The organism is Streptomyces sedi (assembly GCF_006335015.1).
Taxonomy (GTDB): domain Bacteria; phylum Actinomycetota; class Actinomycetes; order Streptomycetales; family Streptomycetaceae; genus Streptomyces; species Streptomyces sedi.
In genome coordinates, this window is the sequence record NZ_VDGT01000007.1 from 180,216 (window position 1) to 206,009 (window position 25,794).

Below are 25,794 nucleotides of genomic sequence, written 5' to 3' on the forward strand. Positions count from 1 at the left end.
CAGCGCCGCCGGCAGGCCCACGGTTGTACGGCGGGCGTCGGGCCGAAACGGTCAGCGACCGGTCTCCCTGGGGGGCGGGAACTCCCGCGCCAGTTCGCCGCCCCTCGGCTCGTAGCACGTCATGCCGACGTTCCAGCCGAACCCGGTGAGCAGTGCGTGAAGCTCCTCCCAACGCTCCGGGGCCACCTGTCCCGCGAAGCGGATGAGGCCGCGGCTGGAGAGCGTGCTGAGTCGGGCCCACTCGGTGGAGAAGGCGAGCTCTCCACGGAACCGGTCGGACGCTCCGGTCTCCCAGCCGGCCTCGGCCAGCGCGGCGGCGCACTCGCCCAGGGAGGGCCTCGGGACGCCGTCCGGTCCGTCGGGCTCCGTGTACACGCCCCCGTAGACGTTGGGGAGCCCGTCCAGCTTCTCTCGCAGCCAGTCCGGGACGTTTTCCTCGGCGCGGGGGAAGTAGGCCAGGTCCTGGGCGTAGTTCTCGGGTGTGAAGGACGGTCCCTCCGGCTCCTCTTCGTACTCGAAGCGGACCGAGTGACGCCCCGGGACCAGCGTGTAGACCAACGTGAACCAGGTGCCGTCGGTCTCCCTGTACATCCCCGCTCGCAGCCGCCCGCACAGCTCTGCGACGCCCCCCGGGACACCCGCCGCGGCAAGGCTGCGGCCGTCCTCCGCCACGACGGACAGGGAGGCCGACGAGCCGCCGCCGGCCAGCCCGGACCACCTCAGGGTCGCCCTCGCCCAGCCGTCGGGCAGGCCGGCGCCGAGCAGCGCGCCGATCTCGGCGCATATCTCGGCCTGTTCGGTGGCGTCCAGGGGGCGTGGCGGCACGGTGTCACCTTTCCTCGTCAGGATGGACTTCCCTGATTGGACGCCTCGGCGGAGCCGTCCGGTTGCGACCGCGGCCGGCGGATTCCGCGCCCTCGCCGCCGACCTCGCCGCCGACCTCCGCCACGACGGCCGCCGCTGACGGGCGCCCTCCCCGCCGGCGACCGACGGAACGGCGGGAGCGGTCACCGCGCTCCCCTCTCCCACTCCCTCCCGTCCGCCCCCCTTACCGGCTTCTTTGCGACAGCGGAGACGGTCGACGGCGAGGGAAGGAAAACGATCGGAACCCAGAATTACCCGAACAACTTCCGTCGAAATGCCTTCACTTCTCCCACACACACGGCGACCCCGAGACGGAAAGGCGTACGAGCGTGTGCGGGAGTGCCGGAACCGCGCGTTCCGGCTTTGCCCGCCCTCCGGCGAAAAAGAATCGTAAACACTTTCCCCCGTTCGCCTGTTCGTGAGGTGGCGCGCGCACGCACGCCCCCCGGCGCTCACCACCGAAACCGACATCGCCGCACGTCAGAAGCGTGGCACCGGGGAAATGCGCCGGCGAATTACGCGCGCGCCGGCGCGTGTTAATGCCTCCGTTCATCTCACCACGGAAACACCGCGCCTTTACGATGAGGGCACACGATCACATCACCTCACGACCAGAGGAAAGTCCCGTCGGACAATTCCGGTTCTCTTGGCGTGTTGTCGTCGCGTGTCGCACCGCGTGAAGACAAGCGGTCCCCCCTCCTCCGGCTGACCCACCTCCGCGTCATCCCCGAAGGATCACCATGAAGAACTCGCTCCCCGTCCCCTCGTCCCCCGAGCCCGAACACGACCCCGAATCCGACAGATTCGCCATCGTCGGCATCGGCTGCCGCTTCCCCGGTGGAGCCAACGACCACCGCTCCTACTGGCGCAACCTCCTCGAAGGGCGCGACTGCCTGACCCCCACGCCACGCGACCGCTACGACGTGGCCACCCTGGGCAGCGCCGACCGCTCCAAGCCCGGCCGGCTGGTCGGCGGGCGCGGCGGGTACATCGACGGCTTCGACGCCTTCGACCCCGCGTTCTTCGGCATCAGCCCCCGCGAGGCCGCCCAGCTCGACCCGCAGCAGCGCAAGCTGCTCGAAGTGGCCTGGGAGGCACTGGAGGACGGCGGCCAGCTCCCCGGGCGGCTCGCCGGCTCCGAGGTCGGCGTCTTCGTCGGCGCGTTCACGCTCGACTACAAGATCCTCCAGTTCGCCGACCTGGACTTCGAGACCCTGGCGGCCCACACCGCCACCGGGACCATGATGACGATGGTCTCCAACCGGATCTCCTACTGCTTCGACTTCCGGGGCCCCAGCCTCTCGCTCGACACCGCGTGCAGCTCCTCGCTGGTCGCGGTGCATCTGGCCTGCGAGAGCCTGCGCCGGGGCGAGACCGGACTGGCGCTCGCCGGCGGCACGCTGCTGCACTCGGCGCCGCAGTACACCATCGCCGAGACCAAGGGCGGCTTCCTCTCCCCCGCCGGACTCTCCCGCCCCTGGGACGCGTCGGCGGACGGCTATGTGCGGGCCGAGGGCGTGGCGTTGGTGGCGATCCGCCGGCTGGCCGACGCGCTGGCCGACGGCGACCCGATCCACTCCGTGATCATCGGCAGCGGGGTCAACCAGGACGGGCACACCCCGGGCATCACCGTTCCCAGCGCCGATGCCCAGGTGCGGCTCATCGAACGGGTCTGCGCCCGCGCGGGGATATCTCCCGGCGACCTCCAGTACGTGGAGGCGCACAGCACCTCGACGGCGGTCGGCGACCCGATCGAGGCCTCGGCGCTGGCCCGCGCCCTGGCGGTCGGCCGCCCGCCGGCCGGGTCGGGGGAGCCGGGGGCCGAGCCGCCGTACGTCGGCTCGGTCAAGGCCAACATCGGGCACACCGAGTCGGCCGCCGGAGTCGCCGGGCTGATCAAGACGGCGCTCGCGCTGAAGAACGGCGTCATACCCCCGCAGATCAACCTCGACCGGCTCAACCCCGAGATCGACGGCGCCTCCCTCCCCTTCCGCATCCCGACCGAGCCCACCGCCTGGCCGGACCACGACGGGCCCGCCAGGGCCGGGGTCAACGCCTTCGGCTTCGGCGGGACCAACGCCCACGTGCTGCTGGAGGAACCCCCGCGCCGGACGCCGCCCCCTCCCGCCGAGGAAGGCCGACCGGCCTACTCCGTACTGCCGTTGACCGCGCGCGCCGACGAGGCGCTGCCCGAGCTGGCCGGCGCCGTGCGCACCGAGCTGACGGGCGGTCAGCCACACGACGTCGCCTGGACGTTGGCGCACCGCAGGGAGCATCTGGACCGTCGGATGGCGGTCGCCTACTCCTCCCCCGAGGAGTTGGACGAGGCGCTGGCCGCCGCCGAGCGTGGCGAGCCGCACCCGCTGGTGGCGACCGGCCAGCGGCGCGAGGGGCTGCGCGGGCGGCTGGTCTGGGTGTTCACCGGCATGGGACCGCAGTGGTGGGCCATGGGACGCCGGCTCTACGCCGAGGAGCCGGTCTACCGGGAGGCGATCGACCGCTGCGACCGCGCGTTCTCCCGGCTCGTCGACTGGTCGCTGCGCGACGAGCTGCTGGCCGACGAGGACGCCTCCCGGATGGCGGAGACCTGGCTGGCGCAGCCGGCCAACTTCGCGCTCCAGACGGCGCTCGCCGCGCTGTGGCGGTCACGTGGCGTCACCCCCGACGCGATCGTCGGGCACAGCACGGGCGAGATCGCCGCGTTCCACGAGGCCGGTGTCTACGACCTCGCCGACGCCGTCACCGTCGCCGTGCACCGCAGCAGGCTCCAGCACCGGCTCGTCGGCACCGGCCGGATGCTGGCGGTCGGGCTGCCGCAGGCCGAGGCCGCGCGCCGCGCCCGGCGGTACGGCGGCCGGATCGACCTGGCCGCCGTCAACAGCCCCGGCTCCGTGACCCTCGCCGGCGAGGCCGAGGCGCTCGCCGAACTCGCCGGGGAGCTGGAGGAAGAACGCGTCTTCGCCCGCTTCCTCGACGTGGAAGTGCCCTACCACAGCGCCCAGATGGCCGCCATCGAGGGCGAGTTGCGGGAGACGCTGGCCGACCTCAAGCCGCGCAGGGCGCGGGTGCCGCTGTATCTCACGGCGCTGCCCGGCACCGTGGCGCGCGGCGAGGAGCTGGACGCCGACTACTGGTGGCACAACGTGCGGGACACCGTCTGGTTCCAGGCCGCGGTGGACCGGCTGGTGGACGACGGGTTCGAACTCTTCCTGGAGATCGGCCCGCACCCCGTGCTCGGTCACTCGGTGCGGGAGTGCCTGGCGCGCCGCGAGGTGAAGGGGCAGGCGCTGCCCTCCATCCGTCGCGGCGAGAACGAGCCGGAACGGTTCGCCCGCTCGCTCGCCCAACTCTTCACGCTCGGCGTGGACATCGACTGGCAGGCACTCCACCCGACGGGCCGGCCCGTCGCGTTGCCGACCTACCCGTGGCGGCACGAGCGGTACTGGACGGAGCCGCCCTCGGTCGCCGGGGTGCGGCTCGGGGAGCTGGACCATCCGCTGCTGGGCCGCCGGCTGGCGGGCGCCGCGCCCGCCTGGGAGGCCGCGCTCGATCTGGAGCGGGCGCCCTATCTGCGGGACCACCGCATCGAGGGCAGGGCGCTCTTCCCGGCCGCCGGCTATCTGGAGATGGCGGCGCAGGCGGTGCGGGCGCTGACCGGCGGCACCCACACCACCATCGCCGATCTGGAGCTGCGCAAGGCGCTCTTCCTCCCGGAGGAGCGGTCCACCCGCGCCCGGCTGACGTTCGCGCCCGACTCGCCGACGTTCCATGTCGTCTCCACGGGCGGCGCCGAGCCGACCACGCACGCGACCGGCACGGTGCGCGGCGGCCAACCCCGGCCGTTCGGACCGCCGTTGGACACCGAGCGGGTCCGCGGCTTCCGCCGGGAGGCGGGGTCGGAGGTCTACGCGCGGCTGGCCGGGCACGGATACCACTACGGTCCGGCGTTCCAGGGCATCGAGGAGCTGTGGCTCGGTCCCGGCGAGGCGCTGGCCCGGCTGCGGCTGCCCGAGGCGGCCGTCGACGAGGGAGTGAGCGGCGGGACGGACCACCAGCTGCATCCCGTGCTGCTGGACTCGTGCTTCCAGACGCTGCTCGCGCACGCGCTCGCCGACGAGCCGCCGCGGGAGGGCGGCGCCGTCCGCCTGCCGGTGGCCATCGACGAGGTGCGGCTGACGCCGGCCGGCGACCGGCCGCTGTGGGTGCGCGCGGTGGTCACCGAGGCCACGGACGAGCTGCTGGTGGGCGACCTGACCGTGTACGCGGACGACGGCACCCCGCTGGGCGCGGTGACCGGCTTCCGCGCCGCCGACGTGGAACGGGCGGCCGGCGCCGTCGGCACCGCGACCGTCGACGGCTGGCTCTGCGCCCCGCAGTGGGACGAACTCCCGCCGCTGAACGCCGAGTCGGTGGGCAGCCCGGGGCGGCTGCTGGTCTTCGCCGACGCCCAGGGCGGGGTCGGCGACGCGCTGGCCAAGCTGGTCGCCGAGCGCGGCGGCCACTGCCATCTGGTCCGCCCCGGGCAGGTGGGGCGCACGGACCTGATGGCCGGCGAGTCGACGCTGGTGCCCGGGTCGGCGGACGGTCTGGCGCGGCTGCTGGCCGAGGCGGGAGACGCGTTCGACGCGGTGGTCGACCTGTGGGCGTTGGACCAGCGCGGTCCCGAGGCCGGCGCGGCGGTCGCTCCCGGCGCTGCCGAGGGGCCGTTCGCGCTGGTGGCGCTGGCGCGTGCCCTGCTCGACGAGGGGCGCGCGGGACGGCTGCACGTGGTGACCAGGGGCAGCCAGGCGGTGCGCGCCGGTGACCCGGTGGCGCCCCTGGGGGCGCGTGCCTGGGGCGTGACCCGGGTGCTGCGCTACCAGGAGCTGACGGAGTGGCCCGGGCTGCTGGTGGACCTGGACGGGTCGGGGGCGGTCGGCCCCGGCGAGGAGGCCGAGGCGCTGCTGGCCGAGCTGCTGGCGGGCCCCGAGCAGCGCGCCGGGGACGAGGTGGCGCTGCGCGGCGGGAGGCGGTTCGGCTGCCGGCTGCGGCCGGCCGAGCTGACCCGGCCGTTGCCGCTGCGGCTGCGGGCCGACGGCTGCTACGTGGTGACGGGCGCCTTCGGCGCGCTGGGCCGGCTGCTGTGCCGGACGCTCGCCGAGCGCGGGGCGCGGCAGCTGGTGCTGCTGGGCCGTTCGCCGCTGCCGGAGCGGTCGCGTTGGCAGGACCCGGGTCTCGACCGGCGGACCGCCGAACGGGTGCGGTTCCTGCGCGAGTTGGAGGCGCTGGGGGTGCAGGCGACGCCGGTGACGCTGGACCTGACCGACGAGTCGGCGCTCGGCGCGTGGCTGGAGGGGCACCGCGCGGCGGCGCTGCCGCCGGTGCGGGGCGTCTTCCATCTGGCGGGCGAGGTGCGCGACACCCTGCTGCCGGGGATGGACCGGGAGACGTTCGGCGCGGTGCACGACCCGAAGGTGCTGGGCGCGTGGGCGCTGCACCGGCGGCTGGCCGACGAGCCGCTGGAGCACTTCGTGCTCTTCGCCTCCGTCGCGGCCTGGCTGCCGACGGCCGGCCAGACCAACTACGCGGCGGGCAACGCGTTCCTGGACGCGCTGGCCCACCACCGCAGGGCGCTGGGGCTGCCGGCGCTGAGCGTGGACTGGGGGCCGTGGGCGACCGGCATGATCGAGGAGCTGGGGCTGGTCGAGCACTACCGGCAGGCCAGGGGCATGACCTCGCTCTCGCCGACGGCCGGGATGGCGGTGCTGGAGCGGATCATCGGCCAGGACGTGGCGCAGCTGCTGGTGGCGACGGTCGCGGACTGGCCGACGTTCCTGTCCTGGTACACGGCGCCGCCGCCGCTGGTCGAGGAGCTGGCGGCGGACGCGACGCCGGTGGACGGCGCGTCGGCCGAGGGTCAACCCGGTGCGTTTGTCGCGGAGTTCGGCGCCGCCGACGAGGCGGGGCGGGAACGGCTGCTGACCGAGCGGTTCAGGGCGGTGGTCGGCGCCGTGCTGCGGGTGCCGGGCGAACGGCTCGACGCGGAGACGGGGTTGAACCTGCTGGGCCTCGACTCGCTGCTGGCGATGGAGCTGCGGGCGCGGCTGGGCGCCGAGTTGGGTGTGACGCTGCCGGTGGTGGCGCTGCTCAGCGGCTCCACGGTCGGCGAGCTGGTCGGCCAGCTGCGCGAGGAGCTGCTGACCCGGCTGACCGAGGGCGCGGACGGCGGGGGCGGGGCGGCCGTCGAGGTCTTCACCGACCCGGAGTGCTATCCGCTGACGCAGAACCAGAAGGCGCTGTGGTTTCTCAAGCAGCTCGACCCGGACGGCTTCGCTTACAACATCGGCGGCGCCGTCGAGGTGCGGGCCGAGCTGGACCCGGCGCTGATGCGGGAGGCGTACCGCCGGCTGCTGGAGCGCCACCCGTTGCTCCGGGCCAACTTCGTGGTGGAGGACGGCGGTCCCGTGCAGCGGATCGCGCCGTCGGCGCGGGAGGACAGCGCGGTCTTCGACGTGGCCGACCAGCCCTGGGAGGCGATCTACCGGCTGATCATCCGCGAGTACCGCAAGCCCTACGACCTGGAGCGGGACCCGCTGGTGCGGTTCCGGCTGCTGCGGCGGGCCGACGACCGGTGGATCATCACCAAGGCGGTCCACCACATCATCTCGGACGCGATCTCCACGTTCACCTTCATCGAGGAGCTGCTGGCCCTCTACGAGGACCTGCGGCGCGGCGGCCCCGGCACGCTGCCCGAAACGACCACCCGGTACCTGGACTTCCTCAACTGGCAGAACGCGTTTCTGGCCAGCCCGGAGGCGGAGCGGATGTACCGGTACTGGCGGGAGCGGCTGCCGGCGGGGACGCCCGAGCTGGCGCTGCCGACCGACCGGCCGCGGCCCGCGGTGCGCACCCACAACGGCGCCTCGGAGTTCTTCGAGCTGGACGAGGAGCTGAGTGCCCGGGTGCACCAGCTGGCGCGGGAGCACAACACCACCGTGTTCATGGTGCTGTTGGCCGGCTACTACCTGCTGCTGCACCGCTACGCGGGTCAGGAGCGGATCGTGGTGGGCAGCCCGGTGACGGGGCGGACCCAGGAGGAGTTCGGCTCGGTCTACGGCTACTTCGTCAACCCGCTGCCGCTGGCGCTCGACCTGTCGGGTGAGCCGACGGTCGCGGAGCTGCTGGATCGGGTGCGCACGGTGGTGCTCGGCGGCCTGGACCACCAGGAGTACCCGTTCGTGCTGCTGGTGGAGCGGCTGGGGCTGCGGCACGACCCGAGCCGTTCGGCGGTCTTCCAGGCGATGTTCATCCTGCTGCACCACAAGGTGGCGACGGAGAAGTACGGCTACCGGCTGGAGTACATCGAACTCCCCGAGGAGGAAGGCCAGTTCGACCTCACCCTGTCGGCGTACGAGGAGGCGGCCGACGGCCGGTTCCACTGCGTGCTGAAGTACAACTCGGACCTGTTCCTGCCGGAGACGGTGGCGCGGATGGCGGGCCACTACACGCGGCTGGTCGAGGAGCTGACATCGGCCGGCGCTGAGCGCTGCGCGACCTCGCTGCCGATGCTGGAGCCGGCCGAACGGCTGCGGCTGCTGGGTGAGTTCAGCGGCGCGGACGCCGCGACCGCGACCCCGGGCAGGGCGGTGCCCGAGCTGGTGCGCGAGTGGGCGGTGCGGGAGCCGGACCGGGTGGCGGTCACGCTGCCGGACGGCTTCGGCGCGGCGCGCGCGTTGAGCTACGGGGAGCTGACCCGGCGGGCGGACGCCCTGGCGCCCCGGCTGCGGGAGCTGGGCGTCGGGCGCGGCTCGGCGGTCGGCCTCTGCCTGCCCAAGTCTCCCGAGCTGCTGGTGGCGTTGCTCGCCGTGTGGCGCGCCGGCGGTGCCTGCGTGCCGCTGGACCCCGGCTATCCGGCGGGACGGTTGGCGACCATGGTGGCGACGGCGAACGTCGACGTGACGCTGGTCGGCGAGGCGGTCCCCGAGGGGCTGCCCGGCGTCACGGCCGTGCTGGCGACGCTGGAGTCGGGGGCCGCGGCGGACGTCGAGCAGCCGGGGGGCGCGGACGAGGGGCACGATCCGGAGGATCTGGCCTATGTCGTCTTCACCTCCGGTTCCACCGGCCGCCCCCGCGCGGTGGCGGTCACCCACGGCAACCTGGCGTCGGCCTACGCGGGTTGGCGCGACGCCTACCGGCTGGAGAGCGAGGTCTCGACCCATCTCCAGCTGGCCTCGCCCTCGTTCGACGTGTTCTTCGGGGACGTCGTCCGCGCGCTGGGCTCCGGGGGGCGGCTGGTGCTGGTCGAGCGGGAGCTGCTCTTCCAGACCGAGGCGCTCTACCGGACGATGCGTCAGGAGAACGTGGACTGCGCCGAGTTCGTGCCGGCCGTGGTGCGGACCCTGGCCGGCTACTGCGAGTCGACCGGTCAACGGCTGGACTTCCTGCGGCTGCTGGTGGTGGGCTCCGACTCCTGGAAGATCCGCGAGTACCGCAGGCTGCTGGCACTGGCCGGCCCCGGGACCCGGGTGGTCAACTCCTACGGCCTGAGCGAGGCCACCGTCGACAGCTGCTGGTTCGAGGGCACGACCGACGGGATGGACGAGCACCGCATGGTGCCGATCGGGCGGCCGTTCCCCGGCTCCACGCTGTGGGTGCTGGACGAGCGCGGCGAGCCCGTGCCGCCCGGCGTCACCGGCGAGCTGTGGGTCGGCGGCGGCGGGGTCTCACTCGGCTATGTGGGCGAACCGGAGCTGACCGCCGAGCGGTTCAGGACCGACCTGCTGGGCGACGGCCGGCGGCGCTACCGCACCGGGGACCTGGCGACCTGGGACGCGGACGGGCTGGTGTGGCTGCTCGGGCGCGCCGACGCGCAGCTGAAGGTGCGCGGCCACCGCATCGAACCGGGCGAGATCGAGGCCGAGTTGCTGTCCGCGCCCGGCGTCGCCCAGGCGGTGGTGACGGTCCGCGCCGACGCGGCCGGCGAGTCGGCGCTGTGCGCCTACTGGTCGGCGACCGCGCCCGACGGGGAGCGGGAGGCGGAGGCCGCGCCGGACGAGGCGGCGCTGCGCCGCCGACTCGCCGCCGCGCTGCCCACCCAGCTGATCCCCGACCACCTGGTGGAGGTGGAGCGGCTGCCGCTGACGCCGAACGGCAAGGTGGACCTGGCCGCGCTGCCCGCCCCGGCGGCCGGCGGGGACGCCGTGCCGTACGAGGCGCCCGAGACGCTCTACGAGGAGCGGATGGCGGCGCACTGGCGGCGGCTGCTGGGCGTGGAACGCGCCGGGCTGCACCACGACTTCTTCGCCGTGGGCGGCAGTTCGGTGCGGCTGATCGAGCTGATCCACGCGCTCCAGGTCGAGTTCCGGGTGACGATCCCGGTCAGCCAGCTGTTCAAGGTGACCACGCTGCACGGCATGGCCGAGACCCTGGAGGCGGTGGTCACCGGCCGGTTGGGCGAGTCGCACCCGTGGCTGGCGTTCAACGCCGAGCGGGAGCCGACGCTCTTCTGCTTCCCGCCGGCCGGCGGCCACGGGCTGGTCTACCGGCGGTTGGCGGAAGCGCTGCCGGAGTGGCGGCTGGTCGGCTTCAACTACCTGGCCGGCGACGACAAGGTGGCGCGCTACGCCGACCGCGTGGTCGAGCTGTCGCCGGACGGCCCGCTCGACCTGCTGGGCTACTCGCTGGGCGGCAACCTCGCCTTCGAGGTGGCCGGGGAGCTCGCGGCGCGCGGACGGGCGGTGCGGCGGATCGTGATCGTGGACTCGCCCCGGCAGGCGGCGGCGTTCCCGATGACCGAGCAGGTGCTCGACGCGTTCGACGTCGAGCTGCACGACCATCTGCGGCGCCACACCGGCTCCCGCGAGGTGGCCGAGGAGACACGTCAGCAGGCGCGCGACTACCTGGAGTTCGCCAGTCGCACGCCCAACACCGGGACGGTGGACGCCGCGTTGACGGTGATCAGCGAACGCGACAACGAGGAGCTGTACGCGCCGGGAGGCAGCGGCAGTTGGCACGGCGCGACCACGGCCACGACGGTCGTGCTGCGCGGCTCCGGCAGTCACGCGGAGCTGCTGGACGCCGGCTGGGTGGAGCACACCGCCGCGCTGGTGCGGTCCTCGTTGACCGACACGCCGACCGACGCGCCGACCGACCCGGGCACCGACGCGAGGACCGACGCGCTGACCGGCTCCGAGCAGGCGCCCGCCTGACCGGCGGGGCGCGGCAGAGCGAGAAGAGGGGAAAGCAGCAGGATGCCACAGCGCAAGCGGCGCGAGACCATGATCATCATCGGTGGCGGCCTGGGCGGCCTGGCCACCGGCGCCTACGCCCGAATGAACGGCTACCGCACCCACGTCCTGGAGATGCACGAGATCCCGGGCGGCTCGTGCACCTCCTGGGACCGGGGCGACTTCACCTTCGACTGGTGCGTCTCCTGGCTGCTGGGCAGCGGCCCCGGCAACGAGATGCACCAGATCTGGCTGGAGCTGGGCGCCATCCAGGGCAAGGAGATCCGGCAGTTCGACGTCTTCAACATCGTGCGCGGTCGCGACGGGCAGGCCGTCTACTTCTACTCCGACCCGGACCGGCTGGAGCGGCACCTGACGGAGATCTCGCCGGCCGACGCCCGGCAGGTGCGGCACTTCTGCCGCAACCTGCGGACGTTCCAACGAGCCCTGGCCGTCTACCCGTTCCTCAAGCCGGTCGGCATGATGGGCCGGTGGGAGCGGTGGCGGATGCTGGCCTCGTTCCTGCCGTACTTCAACTCCATCCGGCGGTCCATCACCGAGCTGATGACCGACTACTCGCAGCGGTTCCAACACCCGCTGCTGCGTGAGGCGTTCAACCACGTCCTCTACGAGAAGCACCCCGAGTTCCCGGTGCTGCCGTTCTACTTCCAGCTCGCCTCGCACGCCAACCACTCGGCGGGCGTGCCCGAGGGCGGCTCGCTGGGGCTCGCCCGCTCCATCGAGCGGCGGTATCTCGGGCTCGGCGGCGAGATCACCTACAACGCCAGGGTCGAGGAGATCCTGGTCGAGAACGACCACGCGGTGGGCGTGCGGCTCAGCGACGGCCGGGAGTTCCGGGCCGACATCGTCGTCGCCGCCTGCGACATGCGCAGCGCGGTGGTCGACATGCTCGGCGGGCGCTACCTCAACGACACCTACCGCCGGCTGTACACGGAGACCATCGACGAGCCCGGGATGCTCTCGCCCGGCTATGTCTCCCTCTTCCTCGGGCTGCGCCGCCGCTTCCCCGAGGCCGACCCCTGCACCACCTATCTGCTGGAGCCCGAGGTCGCCGAGAAGCTGACCGGGATGCGGCACCCGAGCGTCAACATCCAGTTCCGCGACCGCCACTACCCGGAGCTGTCGCCCGAGGAGACCAGCGTGGTGTACGCCACCTACTTCTCCGAGGCGGCCCCCTGGCGCGAACTGCGCGAGGGGCCCGAGCAGTCCAGCCGGGTGCGCCGCGGGCAGGTGCTGCACACGCTGCCCGTGCGGCACGGCAAGCCGTATCTGGCGGCCAAGCGGCGGGCGCGGACCACGCTGGAGGCGTTCCTTGAGGAGCGCTTCCCCGGGCTGCGCGAGTCGATCGCGGTGCGGGACGTCTCCACGCCGCTGACGCAGGTGCGCTACACCGCCTCGCACAACGGGGCGTTCCCCGGCTGGCAGCCGTTCATGGACGACGGCGGGGAGACCCTGGAACGCGAGATCAACCGGCTGGGCCCGGTGCTGCCGGGACTGGCCGACTTCTACATGTCCGGCGTGTGGGTCACCGTCGGTGGCCTGATCCGCGCCGTGGCCGCCGGGCGGCAGGTCACGCAGTTCATCTGCCGGGACGACGGGCGGGAGTTCACCGCCGAGATCGACCGGAGCCTGCCGCCGCCACGTCAGCTCGTCGTGCCGGTCGGCCCGCCCGACCGGCACGCCACCGTTCCCCCAGCCCGGCGGCCGGCAGCCGCCACCAGAGCACCGAGGAGCGTCTGAGTGAAGAACGAGAAGTGGGTCGTCCGCGAGCACGTCCCCGGCATCCCCGAGGCGGACCGGATCTACGAGAAGGTCACCGAGGAGCTGGACGTCTCCGCGCTGCGCGACGACGAGATGCTGCTGCGCACCCGCTGGGTCTCCGTCGACCCCTACCTGGTGGGCCTGTCGCAGGAGACGCCGCTCGGCGAGCACGTCGGCGGCGACTCGATCATGGAGGTGGTGGAGGCCGGGCCCGACGCGTCGTTCGCCGTCGGCGACCTGGTGGCGGGCTTCGGCGGGTGGCGCACCCATCTGATCAGCGACGGACGCGGCTGGGTCTGGCGCCACGGCCGCTTCCCGCTGCGGCTGCCCGCGATGCGCCGGCTGGACCCGGCCGACCACGACGCCTCGCTGCCGCCGACCACCGCGCTCGGCGTGCTCGGCACCCCCGGCATCACGGCGTGGGGCACCATGACGAAGTTCCTCGACGTGCGGCCGGGGTCCACGGTGCTGATCAGCGGAGCCAGTGGCGCGATCGGCACGCTGGCCGCGCAGTTGGCCAAGCGTGCCGGGGCGGGCCGGGTGATCGGCACCACCAGCTCCGAGGAGAAGGTCGACTACCTGGAACGCTTCGGCTTCGACGCGGTGGTGCGCTACCGGCAGGGCGACGACGTGGACGACACCCACCGGGCGCTGCTGGCCGCCACCGAGGGCATCGACCGCTACTTCGACAACCTGGGCGGCTCCATCACGGACGCCGCGTTCCGGATGCTCCGCCCGTACAGCAGGGTCGCGGTCTGCTGGCAGTGGTCGACGACGGTCAACGGCGACTGGGCGGGCCCCCGGCTGCTGCCGTACATCATGTTCCCGCGCACCACGATCCGGGGCATCTTCGCCGAGGAGTGGTTCACCGAGGAGAACCTGGCCGAGCTGCGGCGCGACGTCGGCGGCGCGGTCAGGCGCGGGGAGATCGTCTTCGACCAGACGGTGCACCACGGCTTCGACAGCTTCCCGACCGCCTACCAGAACCTGTACACCAACCGGGCGGCCAACCGGGGCAAGCTGATCGTCGAGTTCTGACCCGTCCCGCCCTCGCCCCCGCGTCCGCGTCCGCGCTCCGGCGCGGGGGCGGGGGCGCGCTCACTCCGGGCGGGGCGCGCTCACTCCCGGCGGGCACTCACTCCGGGCGGCGCTCGGCCGCGCGCAGCGCCTCACGGGCCGCGGTGATGAACGCGAACCTGGCCCGTTCCAGCTCGTCCGGCCCGCGCTCGCGGCGTAACGCCTCCAGCAGCGCACCCGCCTCCGCCGCCGCCGGCCCCTCCAACTGCACGGCGCCCATGGCCCGTTGGAGCGCGGCACGGTCCTCGGCCGTGGAGCCGCCCGTCCTGCGGGCCAGCAGCACCGTCTCCGCGGCGTCCAGGAAACGGAGATAGGTCGCCCGGCGGGCGGCCAGCGCCCGCTCCTGCCGCTGCTGCTCGACGGTGATCCGCACCGTCTCCAGCATCGCGGCGGCCTGCCGCCGCCCCGCCGAGCGCGCGAAGACCCCGCTGATCAGGCTGGCCAACAGCGCCGCCCCGGCAGCGATCAGCGCCACTCCCCACTCCGTCATGCCGACAATCCTTCCCTGCCGGGCTGACCGTCCCACCCTCGACGAGTACGATCGAGCCATGCCGTCGGACAACCCACGCAACCGCCGGTGACCAGCGGCGACAGCCCCCGGTCCGCCGTCGGCACGGCCACGGCCGACAACCGCCGCACGGCCCGCACGGTGCTCTTCGCCGCCCGCTCGGCGACGGCGCTCCACCGGCTGCTGGACGTCCTGCCGGCCTTCGCGGGGGACGACCGGATCGCCCGCCGCTTCACACTGGTGCCCGGCTCCGACTTCGACGCCGAGGCCCTGACCGCCGTCGAGCGGGCCGGCGCGCGGACCGTGCCGTGGGAGAGCGCGGGCCGCGGCAGGTTTGACCTGATCGTGGCGGCCAGCCCCAAGGGCGACCTGCGCGAACTCGACGGCGTCCTGGCGCTGCTGCCGCACGGCGCCGGCTTCGGAAAGTCACTCCCCGGCGAGGGCACGCCCGGCGCCCCCTCCGGGCTCGACCCGCGTTTCTGCTGGCCGACGGCGTGCCGGTGGCCGACCGGCAGCTGCTCGCCCACCCCGACCAGCTCACCAGGCTGGCGCGGGCGAGCGCCGAGGCCGCCGGGCGCGCGGTGGTCGTCGGCGACCCCACGCTGGAGCGGCTGCTGGCCTCGGCCGCCCACCGGGACCGGTTCCGCGCGGCGCTGGGCACGGGCGCGCGCCGCCTGGTGGTGCTGCTCTCCACCTGGGGCCCCGAGGCGCTGCTGGCCCGCCGCCCCGGGCTGGCCACCGAGCTGGCCGGGCTGCTGCCGCACGACGCCTACCAGGTGGCGCTGGTGCCCCACCCCAACGAACGCAGCCGCCTCGGCTCCTTCGACCTGGCGCAGGCCCTGGCGCCCGCGCTCGACGCCGGGCTGCTGCTGCCCGGGCCACGAGACGAGTGGGCGTCGCTGCTGGTGGCGGCGGACGCGGTGGTCACCGACCACGGGTCGACAGCGCTCTACGCCGCCGCCCTCGGGCGGCGGGTGCTCGCCGCCTACGACGGCGGACACGAACTGATCGCCGGCAGTCCCACGGCGCGGCTGCTGGCCGCCGCGCCCCGGTTGGAGTCCGCCGAGGCGCTGCCGGAGCTGTTGCCCGCGCTGCTGTCGGAGCCGGTCGCGCCGGGCGTGACGGCGGCGGCCGGCGCGGCCTTCGCGCGGCGCGGCGGGGCGCTGGCGGCGCTGCGGCGCGAGCTGTACGCGCTGCTGGGGCTGGCCCCCGTGGGGCCGCCGCCCGAACCGGAGACACTGCCCGTTCCCTCCGCGCCGCCGCGCGGGCGGGGCGCGCCGGGCGCGTTCGCGGTGCGCGCGGCGCGGGAGGGGGCGCGGGTCACGGTCGAACGGCACCCGACGTGGTGGCCGGGGCCGGTGCGGCTGGTCGCGGCCGAGTGGGGCGTGGCGGGTCAACGGCAGGTGCAGAGCGCGGGGCTGCTCTACCGGCGCTGCCGGCCCGCGGAACGCGACGCGGCGACGCACCGGGTCGCGTGGACGGTCGAGGGATGGATCGAGGCGGCGCTCCGGGACCATCCGGGGTGCGCCACGGCGGGCGTGGTGCTCTCCGCCGAGCTGGCGCTCGTCAGGGCCAGGGGCGGGCCGACACTCGCCCTCGAAGTCCCGCCCCTCGCGGCCGAAGGCCGCCTGCTGCACACCGACCCGGCCGCCGCGCTGGCCGCGGCCCACGCGTTGCTCTCCGAACGCCCGGACGCCGGGGGCCCGTTCACGGCGGTCATCGGCGACCGTCCGTTTCCGTGCGTGCTGCGGGAGGCGGGGGCCGAGGAGCGGTCTCGGCTGGTTTAGGGGCGACGGCGGGGGTGGGGGGCGGGGGTGGGTTGTCGACTGCGGATCGTGGGGGTTGCTCGCGCAGTTCCCCGCGCCCCTCCTGCGGGGCCGCATCGCCTGGTGAGGACGGCCGGTGGTAGGGGCGACAACCGAGCCGGGAGCGGGGGTGGGTTGTCGACCGTCGGGCCGTCGATGGTTGCTCGCGCAGTTCCCCGCGCCCCTCCTGCGGGGCCGCATCGCCTGGTGAGGACGGCCGGTGGTGGGGGCGACAACCGAGCCGGGAGCGGGGGTCGGTTGTCGACTGCGGATCGTGGGGGTTGGTCGCGCAGTTCCCCGCGCCCCTGCTGCGGGGCCGCATCGCCTGGTGAGGACGGCCGGTGGTGGGGGCGACAGCCGAGCCGGGAGCGGGGGCCCGCTTGTCGGCCGGCAGGCCGTCAATGGTTGCTCGCGCAGTTCCCCGCGCCCCTGCCGGCCGTCGTCGGTGCTGTTACGCCCCCCTGCGCTGTTCGATCGTCTTCGCCGCCGCGCGGTGGCGGGCCGACTCCTCGTGCTCGCCTCGTTCCTCCGCCAGGTCGGCGAGGGCGTGCAGCACCCGCGCCTCGTCGAAGTCGGCGCCGCGGGCGCGCGCCGCGGCCAGCGCCGAGGCGTACAGCGGCGCGGCCTCCGCCGGGCGGCCTCGGCGGCGCAGCACGCCGCCGAGGGCGAACGCCGCGCGGGAGGCGATGCGCTCCCGCCGCAGCTCCCGCGCCGTGCGGCACGCCTGCGTCAGCAGCTCCTCCGCGCGTTCCAGCTCACCGAGGGCGGCGAGCGCCTCGCCCAGCCGGTAGGTGCCGAGCAGCACGCCGTAGGCGTTGTCGATGGCGCGGTGCGCCTTCCGGGCCTCGGCGAAGTCGGCTGCCGCCGACTGCCAGTCGCCGCGCCTTCCGTGCAGCGTTCCCCTGAACTCGACGACGGAGGCCGCGAGTTTGCGGTGGACCGTGCTGCCGTCGAGCAGCTCGGCCGCCGCCTGAGCCAGCGTCAGCTCCTCGGCGGCGGCGTCGAACTCGCCCTGCTCCCAACGGACTCGGGCCAGCTGGCTGCGCATCCGCACCAGCGCCGGCGGGTGTTCGGCGCGTTGGGCCGCCTGGACGCCGAGGGTGAAGGAGTCGGCCGTGTCGGCGTGGTGCGGGTGGTCGAGGAAGTGGGTCCACAGCGCCTCGCAGAGCGCCCACGCCTCGTCGTACAGTTCGAGCCGCGCGGCCTGGGCCACCGCGCCGTGCAGCGCGTGCCGTTCGGCCTCCAGCCAGCGGTAGGCGTCGGCGGGCGTCCCCTCGCCGAGCGAGGCGTCGGGCGCTCCCTCCACCGGTTCCGCCCGCGCGGCCAGGGTGAGGCGCTCGCCGGCCGCCAGCACGTCGGCGCGCTGCGCCTGCCGCAGATACCAGCGCACGACCCGGGTCGCCGCCGCGCGGCGTTCCGCCTCGTCGCCGTCCTCCCGGGAGCGGCGCTCCGCGTGACCGCGCAACAGGTCGGGCAGCCTGGTCCGTTCGCCCCTGGGGTCGAGCAGGCCGGCCGTCTCCAGCGCGTCCAGGGCGTCGTCGGCTGCGTCCCTGCCCCGGCCCAGCAGCGCCGCCGCGCCCTCGCCGGTCAGCGAGCCGCCGGGGTGCAGCGGCACCAGCCGGTAGAGCAGCGCGGCGTTCTCGTCGAGGGAGCGGTAGGCCGCGTCCCAGACGGCTTCGACCATCGGGAGCCCCTTGTCCGTGAGTTCGTCCTCCAGCTCGGCGAGCAGCCGGGCCAGGGGGCGCCTGCGGTGGCGGCGCATCCACTGCCCGGCGACCCGCAGCGCCGCCGGCAGCCCGGAGCACAGCCGCAGCAGCCCGCCCACCGCCTCCGGCTCCTTCGCCAGGCGCGGGTCGTCCACGATCAGCCGCAGCAGCTCGGTGGCGTCCCGGTCGCCGAGCGGCTCCAGCGGCAGCTCGACGGCCGAGCCGCTCTCCAGGTCGGGCAGCGGCCCGTGGCTGGCCACGATGACCAGGCTCTCGCCGGAGGCGGGCAGCAGCGGCACCACCTCGGCCGCGGTCCGCGCGTTGTCGATCAGCACGATCAGCCGGCGGCCGTCGGTGCGGTCCCAGTACTGGCGGCTGCGGTCGCGCAGCGTCTGGTCAAGCCAGCGGCCCTCGATGTCGAGCGCGCCGAGCAACTGGCCCAGCGCGTCGGTGACTTCGATGACCCCGCCGCGTCGCAAATCGTCCAGGTCGACGTGGAGGACGCCGTCGGGGTAACGCTCCCGCAGCCCGCGCGCCAGCCGGTAGGCCAGCTCCGTCTTCCCGGTGCCGCCCAGGCCGCTGAGCGCCAGGCACAGCGGCCTGGCCGTGCCCTTCCACTCGGCGACGGCCCGGAACGCCAGAGCCTGCTCGTCCTCCCGGTCGACGAAGTGCGCTGTCTCCGGTGGAACCTGGTACACCATTCCCGGCCGACTCCCCGTCCGCTGGCGCCGGCGGTGCCCCTCGGGCACGCCGCACGGCGACGCCCCGCGCGAGGCGTCCCCTCACTCTAGGTGCATCACCCGTACCCGAACCAGCGAACCTCCGTGTCTCCCGGCCTCGTTCGCCCCACGCGCCGCCGTGCCGTCAAATCGCTGGCGCCGCCGGCCGCCCCGGGTACGCTGCCCGGTGGGAACGCCCGCCACGGGCGGCCCGGCACGAGACGGAACGGACCTTCCGGCGGACAGGAGAGGCAGATGCGGCGTCACTTCGGAGCAGTAGAAGCGCCCTCTCGTCCCTTCCTGATCTCCGAGGACATCCGTGCCCTTCTCCACTCTGAACATCGGCGTGCTGGCCCATGTTGACGCCGGAAAGACCAGCCTGACCGAACGCCTCCTCTTCGACAACGGCGCCGTCGCCCGCCTGGGCAGCGTCGACGCGGGCAGCACCCGCACCGACACCGGCGAGCTGGAACGCGAGCGAGGCATCACCATCCGCAGCGCGGTGGCCTCCTTCCGCGTCGGGCGGCACCAGGTCAACCTGGTGGACACGCCGGGCCACCCGGACTTCGTCGCCGAGGTGGAACGCGCCTTCTCCGTGCTGGACGCGGCCGTGCTGGTGGTCTCCGCCGTCGAGGGCGTGCAGGCCCACACGCGGGTGCTGATGCGCTCGCTGCGCGCGGCGGGGCTGCCGACGCTGCTGTTCGTCAACAAGATCGACCGCTCCGGCGCCCGCCCCGAGGCTCTGCTGGCCGACATCCGGGCGCGACTGACGCCGGCGGCCTTCCCGTTGACCGCGGTCACCGACCCGGGGACGCGCGGCGCCAGGGCGTGCGCGCGTGCGTTGACCGATCCCGCCGTGCGGGACGAGGTCGCCGAGGCGCTGGCCGAGCGGGACGACACGCTGCTGGCCCGGCTGGTCGAGGGCCGGCCGCCGTCGGTCGGGGAGCTTCGCGCGCTGCTCGCGGAGGCGGTCGCGGCCGGGCGCGCGCACCCGGTGCTGGCAGGCTCGGCGCTCACCGGGGAGGGGGTCGGGGCGCTGACCGAGGCGTTGACCGCGTGGCCGCTCGTCCCCGACGCGGCGGACTCGGCCCCGCCGGCCGGCACCGTCTTCGCCGTGGAGCGCTCCGGGGAAGGCGAAAAGGTGGCCTATCTGCGGCTGTTCCAGGGCCGGTTGCACGCCAGGCGGCGGGTCACCTTCCGGCGGCGCGAACCGGACGGCGCGCGGGGCGAGTTCACCGGCCGGATCAGTCGTCTTGAGGTCGTCACGCCCGACGAGCGGCCCGGCGGGCACGGCGAAGTGCCGCTGCGCGCGGGGGAGATCGGCCGGCTGCACGGGCTGCCCGGGGTGCGCATCGGTGACCGGCTGGGGCACCCGCCGCGTGCCGACGGGCCGGCGCGCTTCGCGCCGCCGAGCCTGGAGACGGTGGTCGAGCCGGTGTCGCCGGAGCGGAAGGTGGCGCTGCACGCGGCGCTGTCCGCGCTGGCCGACGAGGACCCGCTGATCAGGACGCGCACCGCGCTCGACGGCACGCTGAGCGTGCTGCTCTACGGGGAGGTGCAGCGCGAGGTGCTGGGGGAACGGCTGCGCCGCGACTTCGGGGTGGAGGCCGTCTTCGCTCCGGCCACCCCGGTCTACTTCGAGCGGCCGGCGGGCGTCGGCACGTCCTCGACCGAGCTGCGCAAGCGAGGGCCGAACGACTACTGGGCGACCGTCGGGCTGCGGGTCGAGCCGCTGGCGCCCGGCGAGGGGCGGCGGTTCGAGCGGCGGGTGGAGTGGGGGGCGCTGCCCCGCGCGTTCCACCAGGCCGTCGAGGACGCGGTCGGGCACACGCTGCGCCAGGGCCTCCACGGCTGGGAGGTGACGGACTGCCTGGTCACGCTGGTCCGGGTGGGCTGGCACTCTCCCAACAGCGTCGTCGCCGACTTCCGGCGCCTGACGCCGATCGTGCTGATGCGGGCGCTGCGCGCGGCCGGGACGCGGGTGTACGAGCCGTGTCAGTCGATGGAGCTGGAGATCCCGTCGGACACGTTGCCCATGGTGGTCGGCCGGCTGACGTCGGTCGGCGGGCGGGTGCTGGACTCGGTGGAACGCGGCGGCAACTGGTTGCTGACCACCGAGGTGCCGACCCGGCTGGCTCCCGAAGTGATCGCGGCGCTGCCGGGGTTGACCAGGGGCGAGGGCACGCACTGGTCACGTCCGGAGGGCGACCGACTGGTCAGGGGAACCCCGCCGAGCCGGCCGCGGTCCCTCGACGATCCGCGTGACCGGCCCCTGGACCTGGCGGACCGCGAGGAGGGGTGACCCGACGCCGGTGGACCGGCCGCAGCAGGTCGCGCCGGTTCCCGGCCTTCCCGCTCGGCCCGGGCGGGTGGGTCGACGCGCCCGCGCGGTGGACGCGTGCGGGCGCGTCGTCCCGGGTACCCGAGGACTCCAGGCCGCGGGGAACCCCGTGGCACCGGGCACTCGGGAGAGGAGCGGCGTCATGGTCGACGGACGTGTCTACGGACCCAACGGCGAACGGGAGTTCGGCGAGGTGCAGATCGGCAAGGGGGTTCGGCCGATGGCCCAGCACGGCCAACTGCACGTCGCCACCGGAACGTTGACCCTCCGCGACAGCGGCGGAGGCCTGATCGACGAGGCGCCGGTCAGCGAGGTCAGCGCCAACCGGGTGCGTTTCACCGGTGGGCGCACGGTCGCCCTGCGGATGGGCGGCGACCGCTACCACGTCTCGCCCGGCTGGGGCGATCGCGGCGATCTGCTGACCCGTAGGCCGGAGCGGGTCGCGAAGGCCGCCGACGACTTACTCAACCTCATCGAGACCGGGGGCGGCACCGTGCGCTGACCGCCCCCACCGACCGGCCGCCCCCTCCCCCGGGGCGGCCGGTCGGCTGTCCGCCGTTCCCCGTTCCCCGTTCCCTCCGTCCTCGGGCTTCGGGGAGCCCGTGCGTAGGGAATACCGCGGCCCGGGAATAACGAGCGGTCCCCCCACCGCTGGACCCGATCTGCCGGCCGCGAGGTCGGCTCTGGCGCCTGAGAGGGTGAACGTGAGACCGAGGTGAGGGGAGGGCCGTGCGATGGCGGTCGAGGAGGCCGGCGGAAGAGCCGGGACGCGCGAGTGGGTGGGGCTGGGGGTGCTGGCCCTGCCGACGCTGCTGCTCGCCCTGGACATCAGCGTGCTGCACCTGGCGGCACCGCATCTGAGCGCGGACCTGGGGACGAGCAGCAGCGAGCTGCTGTGGATCCTGGACGTCTACGGGTTCATGATCGCGGGCTTTCTGGTGACGATGGGCACGCTGGGCGACCGGATCGGCCGCAGAAAGCTGCTGATGATAGGGGCCACCGCGTTCGGCGTGGCGTCGGTGGCGGCGGCTTACGCCTCGTCGCCGCTGATGCTGATCGTGGTGCGCGCGCTGCTGGGCGTGGCGGGGGCGACGCTGATGCCCAGCACGCTGGCGCTGATCAGCAACATGTTCAAGGACGCGCGCCAGCGTTCGATGGCGATCGGCGTGTGGATCATCTGCTTCTCGGCGGGGGCGGCCGTGGGGCCGGTGCTGGGCGGGGTGATGCTGGAGCACTTCTGGTGGGGCTCCGTCTTTCTGCTGGGGGTCCCGGTGATGGTGGTGCTGTTGGTCGCCGCGCCGCTGCTGCTGCCCGAGTACCGCGACGACAGCCCGGGGCGCCTGGACCCGGTCAGCGTCGGCCAGTCGCTGGCCGCGATGATCCCGCTGATCTACGGGATCAAGGAGCTGGCCAAGGAGGGTCTCGCGACGCTGCCGCTGGCCTCGTTGGTCCTCGGATCGTTCATGGGGCTGCTCTTCGTACGGCGGCAGCGGTCGCTGCCGGCGCCGCTGATGGACCTCCGGCTCTTCGCGAACCGCTCGTTCACCGCGGCGCTGACGATGCTGCTGGTCGCCGCGTTCACCTCGGGCGGCGTGATGCTCTTCTTCATCCAGGGGCTCCAGATGGTCCAGGGGATGTCGACGCTGCGGGCCGGGCTGTGGATGCTGCCGATGACGGCGGGCATGATCGTCGGGTCGGTACTGGCCCCGACGCTGGCCAGGCGCGTGCCGCCGGGACACGTCGTGGCCGGTGGCTTTCTGCTGGCGGCCGGGGGCTACGCGCTGATGTCGGTGGACGCCGGCTCGCTGGCGTGGTCGGTGACCGGGCTGCTGATCGGCACGCTCGGGCTGTCGCCCGCCATGGTGCTCGGCACGGACCTGGTGCTCGGCTCAGCCCCGCCGGAGCGCGCCGGGTCGGCGTCCTCGCTCTCCGAGACGGCCACGGAGCTGGGCATGGCGCTGGGCATCGCGGTGCTCGGCAGCGTCGGGGCCACCGTCTACCGGACCAGGATGGAGGGCGAGAGCCCCGAGCAACTGCCGGACGAGGCGGCGAGGTTCGCCGAGGACAGCCTTCCGGGGGCGGTCGCGGTGGCCGAGGAGCTGCCCGGCGACACCGGGCGGGGGCTGCTCGACACGGCGCGGGACGCGTTCAGTTCGGGCGCCGGTGTCACCACGGTGGTCAGCGGGACGCTGATGGTCGTCTGCGCTTGGCTGGCGCTGCGCGGGCTGAGCCAGGTGCGGCCGATCGGGTCCGAGGAGCGCGCGGAGCCGCCGGCCGGGGCGCCGGCGGATGAACGGCCCACGGACGAGGGCACGTTGACGGCTGCGGGCTGACGTCCGTCCGTGCGCCTCGGCCTCCTGGACCGGCCTCAGGCGCGTTCGAAGGCGTGGATCCGGCCGACGGTGGTGAACCCCAGCCGCGCGTACCAGAGTCGGGGCCAGTCGTCGGCCTCCGCGACCAGGAAGCGGGTGGCGCAGCCGGCCGCCTCCGCCAGCCGCAGGGCCTCGGCCACCACCGCGTGGCCGTGGCCCCGGCCCAGGTGCTCCTCGGCGGTGAGCAGGTCCTCGATCTGGGCGAGGCCGGCGGCCGGTGCGAGATAGAGGTCGACCCACGCGGCGATCTCGCCGCCCCCGGTCGGGGACCCCACGAAGTGGACGGTCTCGGCCCCGCCCCGGCGCACGTCTCGCCGCTCGACGAGCTGCCGGACGGCCTCCTCGTCGGCGTCCGGCAGAAAGCCGCGCCAGCGGCGGGCCAACGGCCCGCGCAGCGCGGCCAGTTCGACCGTCCCCGCGCGCGGCCCGCCCGGCCGGGGCGCGGGAACGGGGCCCCGGTGGACCATCAGCAGCTCGGCGGTGTGCTCGTAGCCGGCGGCGGTGAACGGCCCGATCGCCGCCTCGCCCGTGCCCTCGTCGAACACGGTGACCAGCCGGTACGGCAGCCCCGCGAGCGCCCGGTCGGCGAGCGCGGGCAGCGCGGCCGGGTCGGGCAGCGGGCGTTCGACGAAGAGCTGGTTGTCCACGCGCGAGTGCGGCAGCGCGTCGTTCGTCGCCGCGAAGCCGCAGGGGAACTCCTCGACGCGGCGCGCCTGGCGGCGGGCGAAGTCGGCGAGGAAGGCCCGCAGGGGCGACGAGGCGGCGGCTGAGGTGGTCACGCCTCCCGAGCGTAGCCGCCCTCCACGGTCCGTGCAGCACCACCCGCCCGACCGCTCGGGCCAGGGCCCCGCACCGCGCGACCGCCTCAACTCATTTGCTATAGCTATGATTTGATGGGGTGCGGAAAGCCCTTCCCACAGCGAGGAGATGATGCATGAGAAGGACCACGGGGTGGCTGGCTTCGGCGGCGGTGCTGGCCGGGGCGACCACCGCCTGGGGTGCGGTCGCGAGTGCCGCCCAGGCCCAGGACCAGGACATCGCGGAGCGCATCGCCGCGATTCCCGGGATGACCCTGATCGAGGAGAAGCCGGCCGAGAACGGCGACCGGTTCCTGTTGCTGAGCTTCGAGCAGCCGCTCGACCATCGCAGGCCCGGCCTGGGAAGTTTCGATCAGCGAATATCCGTGCTGCACACGGACGAGGACCGGCCCACGGTGTTCCACACCAACGGCTACTGGCTCAACCCCGAGCCGGCCTACAGCGAGCCCACCCAGCTGCTGGACGCCAACGAGGTCGGCCTCGAACACCGCTTCTTCGGCGAGTCGGTCCCCGAGGGCGGCGACTGGAGCACGCTGGACATCTACCAGGCGGCCAGCGACCAGCACCGCGTCCACGAGGCGCTGGCGGAGATCTACGACCGGAACTGGATCTCCACCGGGCGCAGCAAGGGCGGGATGACGGCCGCGTTCTACCGCTACCACTACCCGGACGACATGGACGGGACGGTCGCCTACGTCGCGCCGAGCAACACCGACCGCGAGGACACCGGTCCCTACGACGAGGCGCTGGCCACCGTCGGCACCGCCGAGTGCCGCTCCGCCCTGGAGGCGGTGGAGCGCGAGGTGCTGCTGCGGCGCGAGGAGATGGTGCCGCTGCACGAGGAGTGGGCCGAGGAGGTGGGCGCCACCTTCACCACCGTCGGCGGCGCGGAGCAGTCCTTCGAGGTCGGCCCGCTGAACCTGCGGTGGACGTTCTGGCAGTACTACGGAACGGAGGAGGACTGCGCCGCCGTGCCGGAGCCGACCGCGTCCACCCAGGAGCTGTACGACTACGTGGACGCCATGGTCGGCTGGGGGGCCGACCATGAGCTGACCGCCATGGCGCCGTACTACTACCAGGCCGCGACCCAGCTGGGGAACCCGCTGTTCTCCACCGCGCACATCGACGACCTGCTGGAGTATCCGGAGCTGAAGTACTCCGCGGCCTTCGTGCCGCCGGAGGTCGAGCTGCCCGCCTTCGACGACCGGCCGATGACGTGGGTCGACGGCTGGGCGACCCACATGGGCACGGAGCTGCTCTTCGTCAACGGCGGTGCCGACCCGTGGGCCGGCAAGCCGTTCCACGCCGACTCCGAGGACCGGCGGGCGCACACCCTGGTGGCCCCCGGGGCCAACCACGGCGCCGACATCAGCCAGCTCACCGAGGAGGACCGCGCCCTCGCGGTCGAGTCGGTGCGCGCCTGGGCGGGTCTCCCGGCCGACACCCGGTCCCCTGCCGCAGCCGGCGGCAGCACCTACGACCCGGCGCTCGACCACCCGGCGCCGCACGCGCTGCCACGTCCGTGAGTCACGGGGCGCCGCCGCGGCGGCGCCCCGTGCCAGCCCCGACGCTCTCCGGGGGACAAGCCCCCGGGGCT

General features: G+C 74.1%; 11 protein-coding genes and 1 pseudogene. 8 read left to right on the forward strand and 4 right to left on the reverse strand.

Annotated features, from left to right (window positions below):
- Positions 1–51 precede the first annotated feature (51 nt).
- Positions 52–825 (reverse strand): hypothetical protein, encoded by a 774-nt coding sequence (locus FH715_RS11870; protein WP_139644256.1) that lies wholly within the window; start codon positions 823–825, stop codon positions 52–54.
- A 779-nt stretch (positions 826–1,604) separates the two neighbouring features.
- On the opposite strand from FH715_RS11870, the gene FH715_RS11875 reads away from it, so the two are divergent.
- The 3 genes from FH715_RS11875 (at position 1,605) to FH715_RS11885 (ending at position 13,889) form a co-directional block, all read left to right on the forward strand.
- Complete coding sequence (locus FH715_RS11875) at positions 1,605–11,051, forward strand: non-ribosomal peptide synthetase/type I polyketide synthase (RefSeq protein ID WP_139644258.1); 9,447 nt, start codon at positions 1,605–1,607, stop codon at positions 11,049–11,051.
- A 69-nt stretch (positions 11,052–11,120) separates the two neighbouring features.
- Positions 11,121–12,830 (forward strand): phytoene desaturase family protein, encoded by a 1,710-nt coding sequence (locus tag FH715_RS11880; RefSeq protein WP_139644431.1) that lies wholly within the window; start codon positions 11,121–11,123, stop codon positions 12,828–12,830.
- Complete coding sequence (locus FH715_RS11885) at positions 12,831–13,889, forward strand: MDR family NADP-dependent oxidoreductase (protein ID WP_139644260.1); 1,059 nt, start codon at positions 12,831–12,833, stop codon at positions 13,887–13,889. It abuts the gene before it with no gap.
- Between the two features lie 97 nt (positions 13,890–13,986).
- Here the strand turns inward: FH715_RS11885 and FH715_RS11890 are convergent, their stop codons facing one another.
- Positions 13,987–14,418, reverse strand: coding sequence for a hypothetical protein (locus FH715_RS11890; protein ID WP_139644262.1), 432 nt, complete (start codon positions 14,416–14,418; stop codon positions 13,987–13,989).
- Between the two features lie 159 nt (positions 14,419–14,577).
- Between FH715_RS11890 and FH715_RS11895 the strand changes: the two are divergent.
- Positions 14,578–16,223 (forward strand): annotated as a pseudogene (locus FH715_RS11895) (translation initiation factor 2).
- A gap of 469 nt (positions 16,224–16,692) precedes the next feature.
- On the opposite strand, the gene FH715_RS11900 reads toward FH715_RS11895, so the two are convergent.
- On the reverse strand, positions 16,693–18,648 hold the full coding sequence (locus FH715_RS11900) for a hypothetical protein (protein WP_139644263.1): 1,956 nt from the start codon (positions 18,646–18,648) through the stop codon (positions 16,693–16,695).
- 337 nt (positions 18,649–18,985) lie between these two features.
- Here FH715_RS11900 and FH715_RS11905 point away from each other — a divergent pair, with 337 nt between their 5' ends.
- The 3 genes from FH715_RS11905 (at position 18,986) to FH715_RS11915 (ending at position 23,340) form a co-directional block, all read left to right on the forward strand.
- Positions 18,986–20,968 carry an elongation factor G gene (locus tag FH715_RS11905; RefSeq protein ID WP_139644265.1) on the forward strand — a complete coding sequence of 661 codons (1,983 nt, stop codon included), beginning with the start codon at positions 18,986–18,988 and terminating at the stop codon, positions 20,966–20,968.
- 181 nt (positions 20,969–21,149) lie between these two features.
- Positions 21,150–21,509 carry a hypothetical protein gene (locus tag FH715_RS11910; protein ID WP_139644267.1) on the forward strand — a complete coding sequence of 120 codons (360 nt, stop codon included), beginning with the start codon at positions 21,150–21,152 and terminating at the stop codon, positions 21,507–21,509.
- 232 nt (positions 21,510–21,741) lie between these two features.
- Positions 21,742–23,340 (forward strand): MFS transporter, encoded by a 1,599-nt coding sequence (locus FH715_RS11915; RefSeq protein WP_139644269.1) that lies wholly within the window; start codon positions 21,742–21,744, stop codon positions 23,338–23,340.
- Between the two features lie 35 nt (positions 23,341–23,375).
- Here the strand turns inward: FH715_RS11915 and FH715_RS11920 are convergent, their stop codons facing one another.
- Positions 23,376–24,158 (reverse strand): GNAT family N-acetyltransferase, encoded by a 783-nt coding sequence (locus FH715_RS11920; RefSeq protein WP_246108703.1) that lies wholly within the window; start codon positions 24,156–24,158, stop codon positions 23,376–23,378.
- 155 nt (positions 24,159–24,313) lie between these two features.
- On the opposite strand from FH715_RS11920, the gene FH715_RS11925 reads away from it, so the two are divergent.
- A complete protein-coding gene (locus FH715_RS11925; RefSeq protein WP_139644271.1) occupies positions 24,314–25,723 on the forward strand; it encodes a S28 family serine protease in 1,410 nt (469 codons plus the stop codon).
- The last annotated feature ends 71 nt before the right edge of the window (positions 25,724–25,794 follow it).

Coding starts and splice junctions, on each gene's coding strand:
- FH715_RS11875 (WP_139644258.1), top strand. CDS start 1,605: ATGAAGAACTCGCTCCCCGTCCCCTCGTCCCCCGAGCCCGAACACGAC.
- FH715_RS11880 (WP_139644431.1), top strand. CDS start 11,121: ATGATCATCATCGGTGGCGGCCTGGGCGGCCTGGCCACCGGCGCCTAC.
- FH715_RS11890 (WP_139644262.1), bottom strand. CDS start 14,418: ATGACGGAGTGGGGAGTGGCGCTGATCGCTGCCGGGGCGGCGCTGTTG.
- FH715_RS11900 (WP_139644263.1), bottom strand. CDS start 18,648: ATGGTGTACCAGGTTCCACCGGAGACAGCGCACTTCGTCGACCGGGAG.
- FH715_RS11910 (WP_139644267.1), top strand. CDS start 21,150: ATGGTCGACGGACGTGTCTACGGACCCAACGGCGAACGGGAGTTCGGC.
- FH715_RS11915 (WP_139644269.1), top strand. CDS start 21,742: ATGGCGGTCGAGGAGGCCGGCGGAAGAGCCGGGACGCGCGAGTGGGTG.
- FH715_RS11925 (WP_139644271.1), top strand. CDS start 24,314: ATGAGAAGGACCACGGGGTGGCTGGCTTCGGCGGCGGTGCTGGCCGGG.